This window comes from Marinobacter sp. LM1, assembly GCF_042763285.1.
In the GTDB taxonomy this organism is placed as follows: domain Bacteria; phylum Pseudomonadota; class Gammaproteobacteria; order Pseudomonadales; family Oleiphilaceae; genus Marinobacter; species Marinobacter nauticus.
The window spans coordinates 2606518-2624965 of sequence record NZ_CP114373.1 but is presented as its reverse complement, the minus strand read 5'-3'; the positions used below and the strand labels follow the sequence as shown (position 1 = coordinate 2624965).

Sequence of the window (18448 nt, the reverse complement as noted above, 5' to 3'; positions counted from 1 at the left end):
AAAAGCGTGCCGCTTTTGGTTCCCTACGCTGGCGCTCCGGCGCCGGTTACCATCAGCGTTGAGGCTGTAGAAAAACCCCGAAATCCCCCTCGGTTTTGGTAGCATCAGGCAAACGGACAAGGAGTGGTCAGATGCCCCGCTTCAAGCATTACAACTACGACCAGGATGCCATGGTCGTCATCAATTACCAGGAACAGCTCCAACCCGGCACCTTTGAACACGCGGTGCACTACCTGATCGAGCACAAGCTGGACCTGTCGGTGTTTCATCCCAAGTACCGCAATGAAGACACCGGTCGGCTGGCCTACGATCCGGCCATTCTCCTGAAGATCATCCTGTTCGCTTATTCCAAGGGCATCACCTCCAGCCGCGAGATGCAGTGGTGCTGCGAGACCAACATCATCTTCAAGGCCCTGTCCTGCGATACGGTTCCACATTTCACCACCCTGGCCAAGTTCGTCAGCAGTCACTCGGATGAAATCGAAGAGCTGTTCGAGCAGGTGCTGCTGGTGTGCCACGACCAGGTGCGTATTCCGGCCCATCGTGACCACCCATTCCGTTTGAACGTGACCGCCTGTTCCGGGCGATCGTGACCACTGATTCCGTTTTATCGTGACCGATTTCGGGTGCTTTTCCGGAATCGCCGGTCACGATGCCGGAATCACCGGTCACGTTCCTCCGGAATCACTGCCAACACGCTGGAATTCTTCAACTTTATCCGGCATACCTGTTTCTTTTTCATCACGAGGAAGGGCGGATGCCGGCAGCGAGGATTTCCATGCGACAGATCATCGAGGTCTTGCGCCTCAAGTACGAAGCGGGCCTAAGCCATGAGCGCATTGCCCGTGCCTGCGGGCTCTCCAAGGGCGTGGTCGGCAAGTATGTCAGCCTGGCCACTGCGCAGGGCATCACCTGGCCGTTGCCGGAAGGCACGGATGAAGTACGGTTAGAGGCCCTGCTGTTCCCGGCCAAGACACCCCCATCTCGATTTGCTGAACCCGACTACTTCCAGGTCCATCAGGAGCTGAAGACCAAGGGCGTCACCCTGCAACTGCTCTGGGCCGAATATGTGGAGCGCCACGGCGACAAGGCCCGCCGGTACAGCCAGTTCTGCCATCACTACCGGCTCTGGCGCGGCCGGCAGAGGCGCAGCATGCGCCAGGTCCACCGGGCCGGTGAGAAGATCTTTATCGACTACTGCGGTCCCACCGTGCCAGTGGTGGACCGCAGCACCGGTGAGATGCGCAAGGCCCAGGTCTTTGTGGCCGTGCTGGGCGCGTCCAGCTACACCTTCGCCGAGGCCACCTGGAGCCAGAGCCTGCCGGACTGGATCGCCTCCCACCAGCGGATGCTGGCGTTCTACGGCGGGGTAGCTGAGCTGTTGGTGCCCGACAATCTCAAGGCAGCGGTTACCAAGGCAGACCGATACACGCCTCAGATCAACGAGACCTACGCCGAACTGGCCGCCCACTACCAGACCGCCGTATTGCCAGCACGCCCTTACAAACCCAAGGATAAAGCGAAGGCCGAAGCCGCCGTGTTGCTGGTCGAGCGCTGGATACTGGCCCGGTTACGGCACCGGATGTTCTTCTCCCTGGCCGAACTGAATACGGCCATTGCGGATCTGTTACCGGCCCTGAATCAGCGCCCGTTCCAGGGACGCTCCGAGAGCCGCCAGAGCCTGTTCGAGGCACTGGATCGTCCAGCACTGAGGCCTCTGCCTGCAACACCTTACGTCTATGCCGAGTGGCGCAAGGCGCGACCCGGCATCGACTACCACATCGAGATCGACAAACGCCTGTACAGCGTGCCTCACGCCCTAGTGGGGGTGAAGCTAGATGTTCGGGTTACCGATACGTCCGTTGAGGTCATGCACAAAGGCCAGCGGGTGGCCCTGCACCCTCGGCATGGCAAGGGCCGCTTCGTCACCCTGACCGAGCACATGCCTAAGTCCCATCAGGCCCATCAGAACTGGTCGCCCGGGCGGTTCCTGAACTGGGCCACTGACATCGGTCCCGCCACGCTCGACGTGGTACAGCGACAGCTCAAGGATCGTCCGCATCCCGAGCATGGCTACCGGGCCTGCCTGGGGCTGTTGAACCTGAGTCGACGCTACAGCCGTGACCGCTTGGAGCAGGCCTGTAGCCGAGCACTGGCCATCAACTCGGCAAGCTACCAGAGCATCAGCTCGATCCTGAAGCAGGGTCTGGATCAGCTGCCTCTGCCACTGAACGAGGAAGAACCGGAACTGGCCGATCTGCCCGTTCACACCAACGTTCGCGGGTCCCGCTACTACCACTGATACCGGAGAAACTGATGTTGACTCAAAACACCCTCGACACCCTGCGCCAGCTCAAGTTGACAGGCATGTGCGATGCCTTGGAACAACAACGGGCACAGCCCGACACCCACGACCTGGCGTTCGAGGAACGCCTGGCCTTACTGATCGACCGGGAGGTGCTGCACCGGGAAAACCGCCGATTAGAGCGGCTGCTGAAGGCAGCCCGGTTGCGAGTGCCTGCCTGCGTGGAAGACATCGATTACCGCCATCCACGGGGGCTGGAACGCTCCCGCATGGCGGGCCTGGCCAGCTGTGACTGGATCCGCCAATCCCTGAACCTGTGCATCACCGGCCCGACCGGTTGTGGCAAGACCTGGCTGGCGTGCGCCCTGGGCAACCAGGCCTGCCGGCAGGGGCTCTCGGTTCGCTACTTGCGAGTGCCGCGCCTGTTCGATCAGGTGCGCATCGCCCACGGCGATGGCAGCTACGCGCGGCTGATGAACCAGTTGCTGAAGACCGACCTGCTGATCCTGGACGACTGGGGCATGCAGAAGGTAACCGCGCAACAACGACAGGATCTGATGGAAGTGATTGAAGACCGGCACGGGCGAGGCTCAACGCTCATCGCCAGCCAGTTACCAACCGAACACTGGCACGACTACATCGGCTCCGCCACGCTCGCCGACGCCATTCTGGACAGGCTCCTGCACGGCGCTCACCGACTCAATCTGAAGGGGGAATCACTGCGAAAAGCGAAAGCACAAAACACGGAATCGGTTGACCCATCGTGACCGCTCAGAGTACAAAACTAGCTCCAGCGTGATGGCCGTGTGCGAATCGGTCACGATCCCCGGAATGACCGGTCACGTTCGCCGGAATACGCACCAGGGCCTGCTGGGTAACGAACTCTTCGCCATCGACGGCTGCAAGATGCCGTCGAACGCGGCCAAGGAATGGTCTGGCACCTTCGAAGAGCTGGAAGAGAAACGCACCAAGCTGCGACGCCTGGTTCGCCATCACCTCAAGGCCCATTACGAGCGGGATGAGGCAGAGACTGAAGCTGAACTGGACCGGGATATCCGACGAGCGAAAACCATCCTGTCCCTGGATGAGGCCGCGAAGAAAGTCGACCGCTTCCTAAAGACGAACCGCCCAAGGATGGGCCGGGGGAAACGGAACAAGGAAGTGAAGAGCAACCTCACCGATAACGAAAGCGCCAAAATGACCACCAGCAAGGGCACGATCCAGGGCTATAACGGCGTGGCCACGGTGGACAAGAAACACCAGGTCATCATCGACGCCCAGGCCTTTGGCGAAGGCCAGGAACACCACACCCTGCAACCGGTGCTGGAGAGTGTCGAAGCTCGGTTCAGGAAGCTGGGTATCGCCGACAACATTTACCAGCAAGGCACCGTCGTTACGGCCGACACCGGCTTCGCCAATGAAGCCAACATGAAGTACCTGCACGAACGGCAGATCAACGGCTACGTGCCCGATAACAAATTCCGCAGTCGCGACCCGAAGTTCCAGAACCAGAAAGACAAATACGGCAAACGCCATCAGAACCAGCCAACCACGGGCCGGAAAGACATCATCCCAGCCCGTGAATTCCAGTTCGATCCGGTGAATCTGACGTGCATCTGCCCGGCAGGCAATGCCATTAGCTACCAAGGCAAACGCAAAGCCGAGAATGGCAAAATCCGGGTGCATTTCGAAGGTCGTTTGCTGCAATGCCGGCACTGCACGAAGAAGCGCCAGTGCATGCAGAATCCGGCGTCCGCCAATCATCGCAAAGGTTCAGGAAGGCAGGTCTCGTTCACCATAGAGAACAAGCGCCTGCCCAACTACACCGACTGGATGAAGCACCGGGTAGACAGTCCGCAAGGCAAAGAGATCTACAGTCACCGGATGTCGGTGGTGGAACCAGTGTTCGGCAACATCGGCACGAACAAGGGCCTGAATCGCTTCAGTTTGCGGGGCAAAAAGAAGGTGCAGGGCCAGTGGCAGCTATACTGCCTGGTGCACAATATTGAGAAGCTGGCGAATTACGGGCGGATGGTGGCGTAATGCCGAGAGTGGAAGTCCCGGACGAGCATCTGCTGGACACCAGCAATACCGGATCCAGGAGCCCCAAAAGGCCGAAGCGGATGGCCGAACATCGAAATCACGGGAATCGGCCAGTTGATGGCCGCGATAAAAATTACAGGAACCAGGCCTTTGGAATGACTCGGAATCGGGTTTTTCTACAGCCTCGTTAAGTTGCAATAATTATGAATCAGTTCGATGGACCAAACTGGCGAATCAATTTGCTGCCCGGGTGGCTAGGAGAGCATGAAGAAGGTTGCTCAATCGTTTTTCATCCGGAAGGCGTCGGAGCACTCGAGATCAGTAGCTATTCCAAAGAAGGAATGGTCACGGAAGAAGACTTAAGAGGGCTGGCGCAAGAGCACATAGAGGCCGGTGCCAAACTGACGGAAACCTCCGCTGGCGACTTCAAAGGGTTCACTTTAGCATTTGGTTCGGACAATGAATTTTGGCAGCTATGGTATGTGGCCAGTGGGCCAAAGGCTCTGTTCATCACATACAACTGCCAGGCAGTCGACCGTGACGCTGAGATCGAATCGATCAAAAGCATGGTCTCAAGCTTGGCTGCAATTTATACCAGTAGGTGAGGCCGACCGGTACTCCGCTACGCTCTGTCCTGTCAGCTTACCCAAGGCGTTAAGAGGCGAGCAGTAAATGCAACAATTGCAGACAATCGAAGACCAGGTTATTTCGGCAGTACAAGACTTTGCAAACTCAATTCGTTCAGGAAGCAAAGTCGTTGCTGATATGTCTGCACTGATTGATGTAACCGATAATTTGCCTCTTTCCAGCTTTGACTACTGGGAGCGTTTGATTCGCTCTGAGTTTTCTTCGGCGTTAAGAGAGTCCAGCACTCCGAAATGGAAGGTTTGGTCAAAGCCCAAGGAATTTATAACCTGGCTTGACCTGATTAGCTGGGATGGTTACAGGCGAGAAAAAGCTCTACGAGCCCTGTCAGGGGCCGCGCCGAATGCATTCTTTTTTTCTCTAGCAGTTCGCAGGCTTAATGATTGGGTGCCTCAAGTTCGCAAGGCTGCAAGAGAAAAACTACCAGAGATAGCAGGATCTACAGATCCTGATTATGTCGTTGAGGCGCTAAGCATTGCGCTTTCCAATTGGAACTCTTGGGGCAGGATCGAAGAAGGAGATAAAGAAGTTCTTCTTCAAATTATCTGTGAAGAGAAAATTGCAAAGGAGTTATGGTCATTTCTGGTGTACGGGGAGATAGAAGGATGGCGTATCCTGTTGATTGATTCCGGCAAGAATCACAACCAACAGAGAATGATACGCCATGACCCAGTCTACCCTGAGAGCGCTTTCACAACCAGAAGAACAGGTAACAGATCCGCTGACCGAGTTGTTACGCAGCGGTGCACGCGAGTTGATCGCACAAGCCGTTGAGGCCGAGCTCCAAGTGCTACTGGAGCAGCATGCTGAGCATCGGCTGCCGGATGGTCGCAAGGCCGTGGTGCGCAATGGCTATTTGCCCGAGCGTACCGTCCAGACCGGCATCGGCAATGTCGAGATCAAGGTCCCCAAGGTCAGGGATCGCAGCGGCTCCGGCGTCCGCTTCAACAGTGCTTTGTTGCCGCCATACCTGAAGCGGGCTCGAAGTGTCGAGGAGCTGCTGCCCTGGCTGTATCTGAAGGGTGTGAGTACCGGCGATTACCAGGATGCACTGGCTGCATTGCTGGGCGATCAGGCCAAGGGGCTGTCCGCCAACACCATCAGCCGGTTGAAGCAGCATTGGATTGACGATCACCGGCGCTGGTGTCAGCGTGATCTGAGCCAGAAGCGCTACGTGTACTGGTGGGCTGACGGCGTATACAGCAACGTGCGCATGGATGACCGCCTCTGCCTGCTGGTGATCATCGGCGTGACGGAGCATGGGCGCAAGGAGCTGGTTGCGGTTGAGGACGGCTACCGAGAGTCGGAGGCCAGCTGGTCAGAACTGCTGTCGGGACTGCGGGCCCGGGGCCTGACGACCAGCCCGAAGCTGGCGATCGGTGACGGTGCCCTGGGCTTCTGGAAAGCACTGGCCAAGTGCTATCCGGACACCCGCCATCAGCGCTGCTGGGTGCACAAGACGGCGAACATCCTGTCCGCGCTGCCAAAGTCGGTGCAACCGAAAGTCAAGGCGGCGCTGCATGAGATCTGGATGGCCGAGACGCGGGCTGACGCACACAAGGCCTTTGACCGGACTCTGGTTCGCTTCGAGTCGAAGTATCCCGGCGCCATGGAACGGCTGCGCAAGGATCGTGAGGAGCTGCTGGCCTTCTACGACTTCCCGGCAGAACACTGGATCCATATCCGGACGACCAATCCGATCGAATCGACGTTTTCGACGGTGCGCCTGAGAAGCAAGAGAGCGCGGAACTGCGGCTCCCGAGAGACCACGCTGGCGATGGTCTACAAGCTACTGGAAACCGCGCAGAAGCGCTGGAAACGGATCAAGGGATTTGATCTGCTGGCCCTCGTGGTCAACAACGTGAAGTTCAAGGACGGCGAGCAAGTACAGGATCAATCAGACAGGAACGCGGCTTGATGCCCATACACCAGATTTGACAATAACTCATTGCAAAGTCTCTTCGTTCTAAGTTGATTTCATCGGCTTCTGGGCCTATGCCATCGCTCTTTTCTCAACTTGGCCGGACACCGATTCTTGACGAAAAAATGGAAGAAATAGCTAGTTTTGCGATTCAGCCGTCGGTTCGAGCTAAAGCATACCGCAGCCTATTTGAAGGGCGGATTGTATGGATGGAAGGCCGGAAATGGGAGTGGACCGATATACGTTATTGTGTAAGCGCCAATAAATCCGCACCTGTAGCTGACGCCCGAGTTTCGCCACACTGATTCCTGCTTTCACATTAAGGAGGAATCTGATGACTACCCCTGATTTACACCAGTTCTGGCAACAGACGCTGTCGGACTGGCAGGCTTCGGGCTTGTCCGGTGCAGCCTACTGCAAACAAGAGTCGCTTGTTTATCATCGGTTTGTCTACTGGCGGCAGAAGCTGACCGGCCGTGCCGAATCCAGTGATGAACCGGTTCAAGCTCGATCCGGATTCACTCGCGTGACTCCGACTCCGGATGCCGGAGTCGGTTTGACCGTGTCACTGCCCGGCGGCGTATCGATCACCGGTCTGCATGCCGGTAATATCGATTTGCTGGGTGCCGTCTTGAGACAGCTGTGATGCGTCACCGCTATCTGCGCCCTTCCTGGGATCTGCCGGAGATCTACCTGTACCGAAAGCCCATCGACTTCCGCAAGCAGGCCAACGGCCTGGCCCTGCTGGTGGAACAGGAACTGGGGCACAGCCCATTCTCCGGTGCACTTTACGCCTTCACCAACCGGCAGCGGAACAAGATCAAATGCCTGATGTGGGAAGACAACGGCTTTGTGCTCTATTACAAAGCCCTGGCTGAGGAGAAATTCAAGTGGCCAGGGCCTGCGGATGAACTGATGCCGCTGACCGGTGAACAGATCAACTGGTTGTTGGACGGCTACGACATCAGTCTGTTGCGGGGCCATAAAACCCTGCACTATGAGAGTGTCGGATAGCCCTTTTTGCATTACGTTTTAGGTGTGCCAGGGCATTGTTTTTGCTATAATTCCGCCATGAAATCAACGCCTGATAACGCCCTCAAAACCCCGGATCTCAACGGTTTATCGACCGCTGAGATGGTGGCGCTTATCAGCGGCCTTCAGCAGCAACTCGCCTCCAAAGAAGACGCCATCCAGCGACGAGACGCTCGCATCGAGATCCTCGAAGAACTGCTGCGCCATAAGAAGATCCAGCAGTTCGCCGCCAGCAGTGAAAAGCTGCCCAATCAGATCCTGCTGTTCGATGAGGTCGAGCTGGAAGTCGAGATTGATGTACTGCGCGATGAGCTGCCCGACGATGTCGAAGAGGAAGAGACACCCCGCCGTTCCCGCAAGCGCCGCCAACGTGGTTTCTCCGATACGCTGCTGCGTGAGCGTATTGAATTAACCCTCAGCGACGAAGAAAAAGCCGGTGCCAGCAAGACCTTCTTCACCAAGGTGAAGGAAGAACTGGAGTTCATCCCCGCTCAACTGAAAGTGCTGGAGTACTGGCAGGAAAAGGCCGTGTTCGAGCAGGACGGCGAAGAGCGCATTGTTGCGGCCGCCCGTCCGGCGCGCCCGCTGGGCAAGTGCATCGCCACCCCGTCACTGCTGGCTTACCTCATTACCTCCAAGTACGCCGACGGCCTGCCGCTGTACCGTCAGGAGCAGATGTTCAAGCGTCTGGGTCACGAGGTCAGCCGCACCAGCATGGCTCACTGGATCATCCGGCTGAATGACGTCTTCCAGCCGCTGATCAACCTGATGCGGGAAACCCAGAATAGCGGTGACTACCTGCAAGCCGATGAAACCCGGATCCAGGTGCTCAAGGAAGACGGTAAGACCGCCCAATCCGACAAATGGATGTGGGTCACCCGGGGTGGTCCACCGGGAAAACCTTCGGTTCTGTTCGAGTATGATCCATCACGAGGTGGCAAGGTACCGGTGCGTCTGCTGGATGACTTCCAGGGCATTCTGCAAGCCGATGGCTATTCCGGCTATGGGCAGGTCTGTGCCACGAACAAGCTGACGCGGATCGGATGTTGGGATCACGCGAGACGTAAGTACGTGGAGGCGTCCCGGGCGGCACCGGCCAAAGGCAAAAAAGGCCAACCCTCAAAGGCGGATGTAGCCCTGAGCCACATCCGCAAACTGTACGCCATTGAAAAGGCCGCCCGGGATCTGAGCGACGCGGAGCGATATCGGGTTCGCCAGGAAAAGAGTCTGCCGTTGTTGAACGCCTTTAAAGCCTGGCTGGAGAAAAATGCCCCCAAGGTGATGAAAGGCCTGCTTACCCGTCAGGCCATGGATTACACCCTGAACCAATGGGACTACCTGGTCGGCTACTGTGAGCGCGGTGACCTGAAGATCAGCAATGCCGGAGCCGAGAACGCCATCCGCCCGTTTGCCCTCGGCAGAAAAGCCTGGCTCTTCGCCGATACCTCACAAGGGGCGAAAGCCAGCGCCACCTGCTATTCGCTCATCGAAACCGCCAAGGCCAATGGCCTGGAGCCTTCAGCTTATATCCACCATGTGTTGGAACGCATTGCTGAGTCCGACACGCTGGAGAAGCTCGAAGCGTTGCTGCCCTGGAATGCCGAGTTGCCGGCTTCGAAAAAAGTGGCTCAATACGATTAGGGCAAGCGGGTCGATTTAACGGCGCTTACGTTATTGTGAAGGCCGGCTAAAGCCTGTCGTTGCTGAGCGCAAGCTGAATGTTAAAGCTCCAATGCTCGAACTATTGAAAAAATCATCTGAAGATCGATCATCTATCGTAAGGCGAGTTTCAGCTGAGATTCTGATACGAGAGCTAGACAGTTTAGGTTCTGTTGCCAGGACGTTTACTGAGCGTTTTATCTCGGATAAATCTCGGCCCGTATCTGAAAGGGGTGAGTTCGCATTAAAGAAACTTGATGAGGCGGAGCGTGCCACTATCTCTTAACAAGAGCATGTTGTCGGACTGGTTTTCCGCTGTGCTCCAAACTAGCCGCAAATGCGAGCGTTAAACGTCACAAGGAAGTTTTCGTGGAATTTCTGTTAATACTGCTCATCCCACTTGGATTTATTGGAGTTTTCCTTGCGGCTCCCTTTTGGATCTCTCGGGTTACGAAAGCCGAGCATGAAGAGGTACTTACTGAAGCCCAAAACTATGAGGGAAAGGAGAGAGACGAGTTCATAGAAGCACAGCGAAAAGACAAACGCCTTGGCGAATACAGCAAGAGCCTCTCTGGAGGAGCGGTACTTATCTTCATAGCCGGATTTGCTCTGCTGTCAGGGGAGCTTTCGATTCGCGGAGGCGACCCAATAGTAAGCCAAGCTAATGGCGATGATCGATTCTTTGCTTTTGTAGGGACTATTTTGGTTTTGGGTGTTTTGCTTGCTGGATACGGGTTGATAGGGAAGTGGAAAAATGGAACGTAAAACAAGTCATGGAAGACGGACGCCTAGGACGCCCCGCGTCGTTCAGCGTTACAGGGAATCACAAAGCAGATCATGAGAAGGGAAGCGTTAGTCGAGCATATTGAACTCAACCCTCTCGGAGAATTCCTGATGGGGTGTGATGCCTACGGCATGACGATCAAAACGAATTTTGGTGAAATTGAGACGTTTAGGGATGTCCCGGTCATGATTGGACAAACCGATTACTCGAAGTTTGTTGAGCAGTCGTCATGCAAAGGTTATCTCTTGATCAAAGGTGCGTTTGCCACCTACATCGTGGATATCAAAGATCAAACCATTAGCGTTTACAGAGCTACTGTGCGTGGCGTTAACAATGAGTGGTGTGACGAAAACCCGATCTACGGCAAAGAAACTCGTCACGTTCAGGGCTTTAGCCGTCACTACCATCTCCAGTTTCCCTTCGTAAGAAAGGATCGTTTTCATCAGGTTTTCCGAGACTATGAAGCCCTGCGTAGGCGTCAAATTCAGGAACTGACCGATGCCCTGTAACAAGTTAATTAAGTTGGTTCCGGCCTTCGGTCTCCACCGGACGCCCCTGTCGAGCCGCCGTTTATTTCAGCGTTATCTTTAAGAAGAACTCACCACATGGAGGTATCTATGCACATTGGACTAATCGGTGGTATCGGACCAGCCGCAACAGAGTTCTATTATCGTAACTTGGTGAAAGCCGATCAGGCATCAGATGGTGATAGCCGTATGGAGCTGACCATTTGCCATGCCCAAGCGAGCGATTTGATACGCAACATTCAGGCTGGCGATGTCGATGCGCAGGTCAGGATTTTTGAAGTATTGGCTAATCGTTTGAGCGCGGCTGGTGCCGAAGCATTGGCGGTGACGTCAATAGCTGGACATTTTTGCATTTCCAAACTGGAAAAAGTATCACCCATTCCCATTATCAATGCGTTGTCTGGACTCGAAAGCGCATTAATTCAAAACGGCTACACAAGGGTGGGCGTATTGGGCAACAAGGTGGTCATGGAGACACGGCTGTTCGATAGCTTTCGAGAGACCGAAATCATTGTCCCGCCTGGCGATAGCCTAAACAAAGTCCATGAAGCCTACATGAGCATTGCTGTTTCTGGTGCTGCAAACGAAGACCAAAGAGAGACCATATTTCAGGCTGGCAAGAAGATGTGTGACGAGCAAGGTGCTCAAGCTGTTGTTCTTGCTGGCACAGATCTTTTCGAGCCTGTAAATAAATCTGTGTAACTGCCCACCCCATTACAGGTGGCCGTCCAGGCGGTCACCGAACTCGATAATAAAGCGATTCAATGCCGGCTTCCAATCACGGATCGGCATGGTCCATTTCTTTGAGGCCTGCTGGATCGCCAGGAAGGCCACTTTCAGGGCCGAGTCATCACTTGGGAACAGCTTCCGGCGCTTGGTGGCTTTGCGGATGACACTGTTCAGTGACTCAATAGCATTGGTGGTGTAGATCACTTTCCGGATCGCCGGCGGGTACTCGAAGATGGTGATCAGGTTCTCCCAGTGGCTTTGCCAGGAACGAGAGATCTGTGGGTATTGGCTGTCCCAGCGCTCTCCAAAGGCCGCCAGTGCCTGCCGGGCTTCATGTTCCGTGGCGGACTGATAGATCTGCTTCAGATCGGCCGTCACAGCCTTGTAGTCCTTCCAGGACTGTTAATGGCCAATTAAAATGACCCACTACTGGCCATTAATTTTGACCCACCTCCGAGTGGCCGTCAGGCCACAGAACCAGCTACTGTCCCCAGCTTTTATCGATGGCCGGGGGCATGTCAGTGAAGGAGTGGGTTGTGATACACAAGATCAAGGCACTGCACGATAACGGCAAAGGGTTGTCGATCCGCGCCATCAGTCAGGAACGGTATTGCGGATGGATGAGAACGCGATTTCGGAACAGATAGAAGATCCCTCACGCACCAAGCGCCTCGATGATCACCGGGATTATCTGATTCATCTTCTCAAAGAATTCCCCAAGCTCAGCGCCGTCAAAATTGCCCGCAAGCTGCAAGCGAAGGTTGGTGAATTGCCAGCTTCGGATCGTTCCATTCGCCGCTATGTGCGAACGCTCAAGGGGGAAGTGGCCTCAGCCCAGATGCGCTATTACGAACCCATTCTGGACGATGTGCCGGGTGTTCAGTGTCAGGTGGACCCGGGTGAGTTGCGCGGCGTGCTGATTGGTGGCGAAGAGCGCACGCTGCACTTCGTGGTGTTCGTGCTGTCCTACTCGCGGTTGATGTACGTGGGTCTGGCCTTCCGCCCACTGGATACCCAGACCTTTATCCAACTCCATAACGAAGCCCTGCGTTACTTCGGTGGCCTGCCGGAGGAATGCGTCTACGATCAGACCAAGCTGGTGGTCATCAACGAACAGTACCGGGAGCTGACCCTCAACCAACGGTTCCACGAGTATGCCACCACGGCCGGGTTCCGGATCCATGCCTGCGAAGGTTATGACCCGGAGAGCAAGGGCAAGGTGGAAGCTGGCGTGAAGTACGTCAAGCAGGATTGCCTTTACGGTGAGGTCTTCCGGGACCAGGAGCACGTGCGCCAGCACGTGCAGGACTGGCTTGAGAGCGTAGCCAATGTCCGCATCCACGGCACCACCGGAGAGCCACCCCGGGAACGCTTCGAACGGGATGAGCGAGAACACCTGGAGGCTTACCTGTCACCAGCTTGCGTGCAATCTGTGGCCCACGAGACACGTCGAGCCGACAAGACCGGCCTGATCGCCTGGAAGGCCAACAAGTACTCTGTGCCCATGGCCTGGCAACAGGCCCGGGTGGGCGTTCTGGAGTCCGGCGGCCAACTCCACATCAGCGACCTGAACACAGGGGAAGTCATTGCCAGCCATGCTCTGTGTGCCGATAAAGGCAAGGTGATCAAGAACACCCACCACTACCGGGATCATGCCCAGCGGGTGGCCGCCCTTGAGGGTAAGATCAACGACCTGATCGGCAGTGACATCGGGCCACGGTTGTGCCAACAGCTCAAGCGTTCCGAGCCCAAGATCTACAAGGACCAGCTGGTGGCTGCCCGTGACCTGCTCAAGCGCCATGCGCCCGTGGATCCGGCATTAATTACGACGCTGGCAGAGCGTCCCGGCATGACCGCGACACGGCTGCAAAGTTATCTGGAAGCAGCCCAGGCCGCCGTTCTCCGGGAGCGACAGCCGGAACCGCTATCGGAACCAAAAGAAACACTGGATCTGAGCGCTTACCGCCATATTGGCCGCTCCAGTGGCCAGGGGGTGACCCATGAGCCAGCTTGAACAGACCGAGGCCCGTTACCGCAGCCTGCGCCTGAGCGCGGCCGCCGACGAACTGACCAACCTGCTGGCCGAGGCTGAAGCCAACGAGATGTCCTATCTCAGCTTCGCGGACCGGCTTGCCGAGCACGAACTGACCCAGCGCCAGGACAAACGCATCCGCCGGAACCGGAAAATGGCTGCGTTCCCAGCGGAGAAGCGCCTGGAGGGCTTCGACTACCGGCACCAGACCACCATTACCAAACGCCAGGTCAATGCCTTGCTGGACTTCCAGTTCATCGACGAGCGAAACAACCTGGTGTTCATCGGCCCGCCCGGTGTAGGCAAGACCCACCTGGCCATCGGCATTGGCCACAAAGCTGTGGAGGCCGGCTACCGGGTACTGTTCCGCAACGCTCTCGATCTGGTGGAAGAACTAGAGCTGGCCGAGATGAAGGGTGAGTTGAAAAAGCGGGTCAGCCAACTGGCCAAGTACGACCTGCTGATCATTGATGAACTGGGCTATCTACCGATGACCCGGCAGGCCCGATACAACCTGTTCCAGTTGATCAACAGCCTATACGAATACCGTTCAATCATCCTGACCACCAATAAGGACTTCACCAGCTGGGGCGAGTTCTTCCACGACGACAACGTGGCGGTGCCGATCATTGACCGGGTTATCCACCATTCACACATCTTTATGTTGGGAGGAGAAAGCTATCGGCTAAAGCAGAAGACAACAAGCTAGACTATGAAAGGTGGGTCAATTTTATTGGCCAAAGGTGGGTCAAAATAAATGGCCATTGACACAGGACACGTAGCGCAGCGAATTGCGAACCATGTGCACGATGCACAGTTGCACCTTGGTTTGGGGGTACTCAGCGGCAATGGCATCCGGGAACCCTTTGAGGCCATCCACACAGGCGATCAAGATGTCCTCCAAACCACGGTTCTTCAGTTCCGTCAGTACCGATAGCCAGAACTTCGCACCCTCGGTTTCGGCCAGCCAGAGGCCCAGTAACTCTTTCTGGCCCTCCATGTTGATACCCAGGGCCAGGTATAGGGACTTGTTGATGACCCTCTTGTCCTGACGAATTTTCAGAACGATACAGTCCAGATAGACGATGGGGTAGATCGGATCAACAGGGCGATTCTGCCACTCGTGAACCTGATCGATCACACGCTCCGTCACCTTGGACACCAGAGTCGCCGAGATGTCGGCGTCGTACATTTCCTTGAAGGCGTCTACGATGTCTCGGGTGCTCAGGCCCTTGGCGTAAAGCGCTAGGATCTGGTCATCCATCTGAGTCAGGCGGGACTGGCCTTTACGGACGAACTGAGGCTCGAAGGAACCGTCCCGGTCCCGAGGAGCCTGTATCGGTACTTCGCCGTGTTGGCCCTTCAGGCGCTTGGCAGAATAGCCGTTACGGCTGTTGCCGGTGCCACGGCCTTCAAGAGCGTGCTTCTCGTATCCAAGATGCTCATCCAGTTCGGCGTTGAGTGCGGTCTCGACGGTGAGCTTGACCAGCTGCTGTGTGAGGGCTCCGAGATCTTTTTCAGACTTGATGTCTTTGGCCAGCTCGGCGGCCATGGCTTTAAGTTTTTCTTGGTCCAATTGCGTACCCACGATGGTATCCTTTTGAAAAGATTACTCAGTCGTGGGCAGTTACACAATTTGGTTTACAGCCTCATCTTTTCGTGGCCTTCAATGGGTATGAATGCGGGTTCAAATACGTTGACAGTGCTTTGGTCCACATTGATGCCATTCACCGAGCTTCAATGGAAAACTTAGATAACAAATCGCTCTAGTTCGCGGTCTACGGCCGCCAAATGCCCTTTTCATTGCGGCTTTGCCTCCCTTACAAGGACTCCGCAAAGCTTCGCGCTATGGATGCTTAATTGAGATACACGTGCAGATGCTGTGGTTACAAAACTCTGGACGAGCCGTCTGGCGGCACTTACGAAATTTGTGAGTTATGCGGATGGGAAGATGATGGTGTTCAGAGCTCAGATCCAGACTACGTGGGCGGTGCAAATGGCATGAGTTTGCGAGAGGCGCAGCATGCATTTTTAGCCGAAACACCTGAAAGTAAAGATTACCAAAAAGACGAAAGTTGGCAGTTGCTTGAAGCCCCAACCAATAGCGGCCAACTGAAGCGTGACAAAGTAGATTTCGTCGTTGATCCTCGGGGAAATGTGAAAGACGCATAATCAATGCAGGCACGGCGACGCTCATTGCATTGCGCCTTCGGCTCCGTTCCATGGCTGCGCATGCTGTAAGCGTCATACAGTAGAAGGATCTGAGTCAGATGAGCTTGAAACAACATTTTGAACTGATGGCCGAATACAATCGGTGGATGAATGGGAAGGTATATGGAGCCGCAGGCAACCTGAGCAAAGCGGCTCTTTTGGAAGATCGAAGCGCCTTCTTTGGGTCAATATTGGGTACGCTAAATCATATCGTTGTTGGGGATACGATTTGGCTCAAGAGGTTTGCTGCGCATCCAGCAAGCGCTGAAGCGCTACGTGGAATCACTGAGCTAGCGGCTCCCAAAAACCTCAACCAAATAATTTTCGAAGATCTTGATGAGTTGTATAGCCACCGAAAGTGGCTAGATGAGAAAATCATCAAATGGATTTCAGGGCTTACTGATAGTAATTTGGATTTTATTCTCAGCTATCAAAATACCAAGGGTGTGCCCGCCACCAAACGATTTTCCTCCTTGATCTATCATTTCTTCAACCATCAAACTCATCACCGAGGGCAGGTAACTACGCTACTTTCGCAATCTGGCGAAGACGTTGGGGTAACGGATTTGCTAGCACTAATCCCGAATCGGAACAATGTATAACCAGGGGCTCCAGCGAACCGGTTTTCCGGCGCGGTGCGCCTCCAAATCGACCACTGAGCCCAGGTGTTACACATTGCAGGAGGCATCGTGATAGTCATCTATGGAATCAAAGAACACCTTAACCCGATCAAGGCTCAGCTCTCTGAGGTCATTCACGGATGTATGCAATCCGTACTTGGGATGCCGGAAGACAAACGGGTTCATCGTTTTATCCCTATGGAAACCGAGGATTTTTATTATCCTGGTGGCAGGACACCCGCTTACACGGCCATCGAGATCAATATGATGCAGGGTCGAAATCCCGAGACCCAAAAGGCCCTGATCAAGGAACTCTTCAAGAAGATTGAGTCCGTGGTTGGCATATCACCCGTAGATGTTGAAGTCACGATCAAGGAGCAACCGCCACACTGTTGGGGCTTTCGTGGCATGACTGGAGATGAGGCGTGTGACCTCAAGTATTCAGTCAATGTGTAACAAGGCAATCAAATTCGTTCCGGCCCAAAGGCCCCCCACCGGAGGCCCTTTTCAGGGCGCCTTTTATTGCTGGCGTGAAGCACAGGGAGAGAGCGGTGTCATTGTTTGAAACAGAGAGGTTGGTTGCAAGGAAGCTATCCCATCAGGATGTCCCGGTGCTCACCGCAATGCTCAGTGATCCGGAAGTCATGAAATTCTCCGTTCGCGGAGTTTGCGACGAGGAAGCTACTCGAAAGTTCGTTGATTGGTGCCTTGAGTGTTACGCCTCTCAGGGAATAGGGCCATGGGCATTTTGTGAGAAGGAGTCTGGGCATTTTATCGGCTTCTGTGGCATTGGGCCTGAGTTGGTTGGCGATGTCGAAGAATTCAATCTAGGGAGGGTCTGATTAACGCCTGATTTATCGCTGAATCGCTTTTCAACTCGAAAAAAAGCCATTCAAGCGCGATTTTGGCGTTATCACCCTCTGTTTTGTTCGATTTTTGCCTATTTCCCGCCGTTTTGGCGGAAAACAGGCGAACTGACCCTACGACAGCAGGTATTTTTCACCCATCAGCAGGTTGCTGAACGCAGCCAGCAAGTGCAATCGGTTACTGTTTTTGGCCAAGCCGCGATAGCGAACTTTGCTATAGCCAAAGACCTGCTTGATGTACCGGAATGGGTGTTCCACTTTGGCCCGGGCGCTGGCTTTGAGCTTCTCGGCCTTTAGCTTTCGGTCGTCCAGTTTTTTACGAGAACCGGGGCGCTTGGCAATGAACCAGGATACATTTTGGCGATCTTTATGCTCATCCCGCTTTTGAATGCCAAGATAACCGGCATCACCGAACACGCGCAGCTCGTCACCGTGAAGAAGGTTGCCGGCGGACACGATGTCGTGGACATTGGCAGCGGTGGTATCGATGCTGTGGATCAAGCCGAGCGTATCGTCCACGCCGATATGCATCTTCATGCCAAAGTACCACTGGTTGCCTTTTCTGGTTTGTCGCATCTCAGGGTCGCGCTGGCCGCTTTCATTCTTCGTGGAGCTTGGTGCAGAAATGATGGAAGCATCCACAATGCTGCCTTCACGCAGCATCAAACCATTTTTCTCCAGGTGCTTGTTCACCTCTTTGAACAACACCTTGCCAAGGCCATGGCGCTCCAGGAAATGACGAAACTTGAGAATGGTGGTTTCGTCCGGCAATCGGTCCAGCTTCAGGCCGGCGAACTGGCGCATGGATTCGATCTCATACAATGCGTCTTCCATGGCAGGATCACTGAGGTTATAGAACAATTGCATGCAGTGGACTCGCAGCATGGTCGGCAGCGGATACGGTGGCCGGCCAGTCTGGCCCTTGGGGTAATATAGGGCTACCTTCTTCTCCAACTGCTTCCACGGAATCAGCTTGTCCATCCGTTCCAGAAAAATCTCGCGGCGGGTTTTACGCTTCTTGGTCTGGTACTCGGCTTCGGAGAAGGTGATCTGATCCATGGTGGCAACGAATCC

General features: G+C 55.1%; 18 protein-coding genes and 5 pseudogenes. 20 read left to right on the top strand and 3 right to left on the bottom strand.

Going from position 1 to position 18448, the window contains the following annotated elements; genetic code table 11:
• Positions 1–131: 131 nt before the first annotated feature.
• From OZ656_RS12345 to OZ656_RS12285, 13 genes and pseudogenes are all read left to right on the top strand, one after another.
• Positions 132–524: pseudogene (locus tag OZ656_RS12345) on the top strand (transposase); the annotation flags it as partial.
• 254 nt (positions 525–778) lie between these two features.
• A complete protein-coding gene (gene istA, locus OZ656_RS12340; RefSeq protein WP_375172572.1) occupies positions 779–2302 on the top strand; it encodes an IS21 family transposase in 1524 nt (507 codons plus the stop codon).
• A 14-nt stretch (positions 2303–2316) separates the two neighbouring features.
• A complete protein-coding gene (gene istB, locus OZ656_RS12335) occupies positions 2317–3072 on the top strand; it encodes an IS21-like element helper ATPase IstB (protein ID WP_375172571.1) in 756 nt (251 codons plus the stop codon).
• A 64-nt stretch (positions 3073–3136) separates the two neighbouring features.
• Positions 3137–4348, top strand: coding sequence for a transposase (locus OZ656_RS12330; RefSeq protein ID WP_379944538.1), 1212 nt, complete (start codon positions 3137–3139; stop codon positions 4346–4348).
• Between the two features lie 203 nt (positions 4349–4551).
• Complete coding sequence (locus OZ656_RS12325; RefSeq protein WP_379944537.1) at positions 4552–4953, top strand: hypothetical protein; 402 nt, start codon at positions 4552–4554, stop codon at positions 4951–4953.
• 67 nt (positions 4954–5020) lie between these two features.
• Positions 5021–5767 (top strand): hypothetical protein, encoded by a 747-nt coding sequence (locus tag OZ656_RS12320; protein WP_379944536.1) that lies wholly within the window; start codon positions 5021–5023, stop codon positions 5765–5767.
• Positions 5658–6911, top strand: coding sequence for an IS256 family transposase (locus tag OZ656_RS12315; RefSeq protein WP_379944535.1), 1254 nt, complete (start codon positions 5658–5660; stop codon positions 6909–6911). Before OZ656_RS12320 ends, OZ656_RS12315 begins: the two co-directional genes overlap by 110 nt.
• Before the next feature lie 337 nt (positions 6912–7248).
• Complete coding sequence (tnpA, locus tag OZ656_RS12310) at positions 7249–7560, top strand: IS66 family insertion sequence element accessory protein TnpA (RefSeq protein ID WP_114435617.1); 312 nt, start codon at positions 7249–7251, stop codon at positions 7558–7560.
• On the top strand, positions 7560–7928 hold the full coding sequence (gene tnpB / locus OZ656_RS12305) for an IS66 family insertion sequence element accessory protein TnpB (RefSeq protein ID WP_114435616.1): 369 nt from the start codon (positions 7560–7562) through the stop codon (positions 7926–7928). Before tnpA ends, tnpB begins: the two co-directional genes overlap by 1 nt.
• A 57-nt stretch (positions 7929–7985) precedes the next feature.
• Positions 7986–9587 carry an IS66 family transposase gene (gene tnpC / locus OZ656_RS12300; protein ID WP_114435615.1) on the top strand — a complete coding sequence of 534 codons (1602 nt, stop codon included), beginning with the start codon at positions 7986–7988 and terminating at the stop codon, positions 9585–9587.
• A gap of 387 nt (positions 9588–9974) precedes the next feature.
• On the top strand, positions 9975–10370 hold the full coding sequence (locus tag OZ656_RS12295; RefSeq protein WP_199451779.1) for a hypothetical protein: 396 nt from the start codon (positions 9975–9977) through the stop codon (positions 10368–10370).
• Between the two features lie 72 nt (positions 10371–10442).
• Entirely contained in the window at positions 10443–10898 is a 456-nt protein-coding gene (locus tag OZ656_RS12290) for a hypothetical protein (RefSeq protein ID WP_199451780.1), read from the top strand.
• Positions 10899–11006: 108 nt separating this feature from the next.
• Positions 11007–11618 carry an aspartate/glutamate racemase family protein gene (locus tag OZ656_RS12285; protein ID WP_379944534.1) on the top strand — a complete coding sequence of 204 codons (612 nt, stop codon included), beginning with the start codon at positions 11007–11009 and terminating at the stop codon, positions 11616–11618.
• Between the two features lie 12 nt (positions 11619–11630).
• Here the strand turns inward: OZ656_RS12285 and OZ656_RS12280 are convergent.
• Positions 11631–12044, bottom strand: a pseudogene (locus OZ656_RS12280) (transposase); the annotation flags it as partial.
• 137 nt (positions 12045–12181) lie between these two features.
• On the opposite strand from OZ656_RS12280, the pseudogene istA (OZ656_RS12275) reads away from it, so the two are divergent.
• Positions 12182–13659 (top strand): annotated as a pseudogene (istA, locus tag OZ656_RS12275) (IS21 family transposase).
• Positions 13646–14386 (top strand): IS21-like element helper ATPase IstB, encoded by a 741-nt coding sequence (istB, locus tag OZ656_RS12270; protein ID WP_011783606.1) that lies wholly within the window; start codon positions 13646–13648, stop codon positions 14384–14386. Before istA (OZ656_RS12275) ends, istB (OZ656_RS12270) begins: the two are co-directional and overlap by 14 nt.
• Before the next feature lie 63 nt (positions 14387–14449).
• Here istB (OZ656_RS12270) and OZ656_RS12265 read toward each other — a convergent pair.
• Positions 14450–15253, bottom strand: a pseudogene (locus OZ656_RS12265) (IS256 family transposase); the annotation flags it as partial.
• A 284-nt stretch (positions 15254–15537) separates the two neighbouring features.
• Here OZ656_RS12265 and OZ656_RS12260 point away from each other — a divergent pair.
• From OZ656_RS12260 to OZ656_RS12240, 5 genes and pseudogenes are all read left to right on the top strand, one after another.
• Positions 15538–15648, top strand: a pseudogene (locus OZ656_RS12260) (CPCC family cysteine-rich protein); the annotation flags it as partial.
• A 30-nt stretch (positions 15649–15678) separates the two neighbouring features.
• Positions 15679–15849 (top strand): hypothetical protein, encoded by a 171-nt coding sequence (locus OZ656_RS12255; RefSeq protein ID WP_379945226.1) that lies wholly within the window; start codon positions 15679–15681, stop codon positions 15847–15849.
• Positions 15850–15947: 98 nt separating this feature from the next.
• Positions 15948–16490, top strand: coding sequence for a DinB family protein (locus OZ656_RS12250; protein WP_199451783.1), 543 nt, complete (start codon positions 15948–15950; stop codon positions 16488–16490).
• A gap of 87 nt (positions 16491–16577) precedes the next feature.
• Positions 16578–16964, top strand: coding sequence for a tautomerase family protein (locus tag OZ656_RS12245; protein ID WP_199451784.1), 387 nt, complete (start codon positions 16578–16580; stop codon positions 16962–16964).
• A gap of 167 nt (positions 16965–17131) precedes the next feature.
• Positions 17132–17350, top strand: coding sequence for a GNAT family N-acetyltransferase (locus OZ656_RS12240; RefSeq protein WP_379945215.1), 219 nt, complete (start codon positions 17132–17134; stop codon positions 17348–17350).
• Positions 17351–17488: 138 nt separating this feature from the next.
• Here OZ656_RS12240 and OZ656_RS12235 read toward each other — a convergent pair whose 3' ends face one another.
• Complete coding sequence (locus tag OZ656_RS12235; protein ID WP_153741791.1) at positions 17489–18433, bottom strand: IS5 family transposase; 945 nt, start codon at positions 18431–18433, stop codon at positions 17489–17491.
• Positions 18434–18448 lie beyond the last annotated feature (15 nt).

Bases quoted from the DNA above. Each gene is read 5' to 3' on its own strand.
- istB (WP_011783606.1), top strand. From the start codon at position 13,646: ATGAGCCAGCTTGAACAGACCGAGGCCCGTTACCGCAGCCTGCGCCTG.
- istA (WP_375172572.1), top strand. From the start codon at position 779: ATGCGACAGATCATCGAGGTCTTGCGCCTCAAGTACGAAGCGGGCCTA.
- OZ656_RS12235 (WP_153741791.1), bottom strand. From the start codon at position 18,433: ATGGATCAGATCACCTTCTCCGAAGCCGAGTACCAGACCAAGAAGCGT.
- OZ656_RS12250 (WP_199451783.1), top strand. From the start codon at position 15,948: ATGAGCTTGAAACAACATTTTGAACTGATGGCCGAATACAATCGGTGG.
- OZ656_RS12290 (WP_199451780.1), top strand. From the start codon at position 10,443: ATGAGAAGGGAAGCGTTAGTCGAGCATATTGAACTCAACCCTCTCGGA.
- OZ656_RS12285 (WP_379944534.1), top strand. From the start codon at position 11,007: ATGCACATTGGACTAATCGGTGGTATCGGACCAGCCGCAACAGAGTTC.
- OZ656_RS12320 (WP_379944536.1), top strand. From the start codon at position 5,021: ATGCAACAATTGCAGACAATCGAAGACCAGGTTATTTCGGCAGTACAA.
- OZ656_RS12330 (WP_379944538.1), top strand. From the start codon at position 3,137: ATGACCGGTCACGTTCGCCGGAATACGCACCAGGGCCTGCTGGGTAAC.
- OZ656_RS12325 (WP_379944537.1), top strand. From the start codon at position 4,552: ATGAATCAGTTCGATGGACCAAACTGGCGAATCAATTTGCTGCCCGGG.
- istB (WP_375172571.1), top strand. From the start codon at position 2,317: ATGTTGACTCAAAACACCCTCGACACCCTGCGCCAGCTCAAGTTGACA.
- OZ656_RS12240 (WP_379945215.1), top strand. From the start codon at position 17,132: ATGCTCAGTGATCCGGAAGTCATGAAATTCTCCGTTCGCGGAGTTTGC.
- tnpB (WP_114435616.1), top strand. From the start codon at position 7,560: ATGCGTCACCGCTATCTGCGCCCTTCCTGGGATCTGCCGGAGATCTAC.
- OZ656_RS12315 (WP_379944535.1), top strand. From the start codon at position 5,658: ATGACCCAGTCTACCCTGAGAGCGCTTTCACAACCAGAAGAACAGGTA.
- tnpA (WP_114435617.1), top strand. From the start codon at position 7,249: ATGACTACCCCTGATTTACACCAGTTCTGGCAACAGACGCTGTCGGAC.
- OZ656_RS12255 (WP_379945226.1), top strand. From the start codon at position 15,679: ATGAGTTTGCGAGAGGCGCAGCATGCATTTTTAGCCGAAACACCTGAA.
- tnpC (WP_114435615.1), top strand. From the start codon at position 7,986: ATGAAATCAACGCCTGATAACGCCCTCAAAACCCCGGATCTCAACGGT.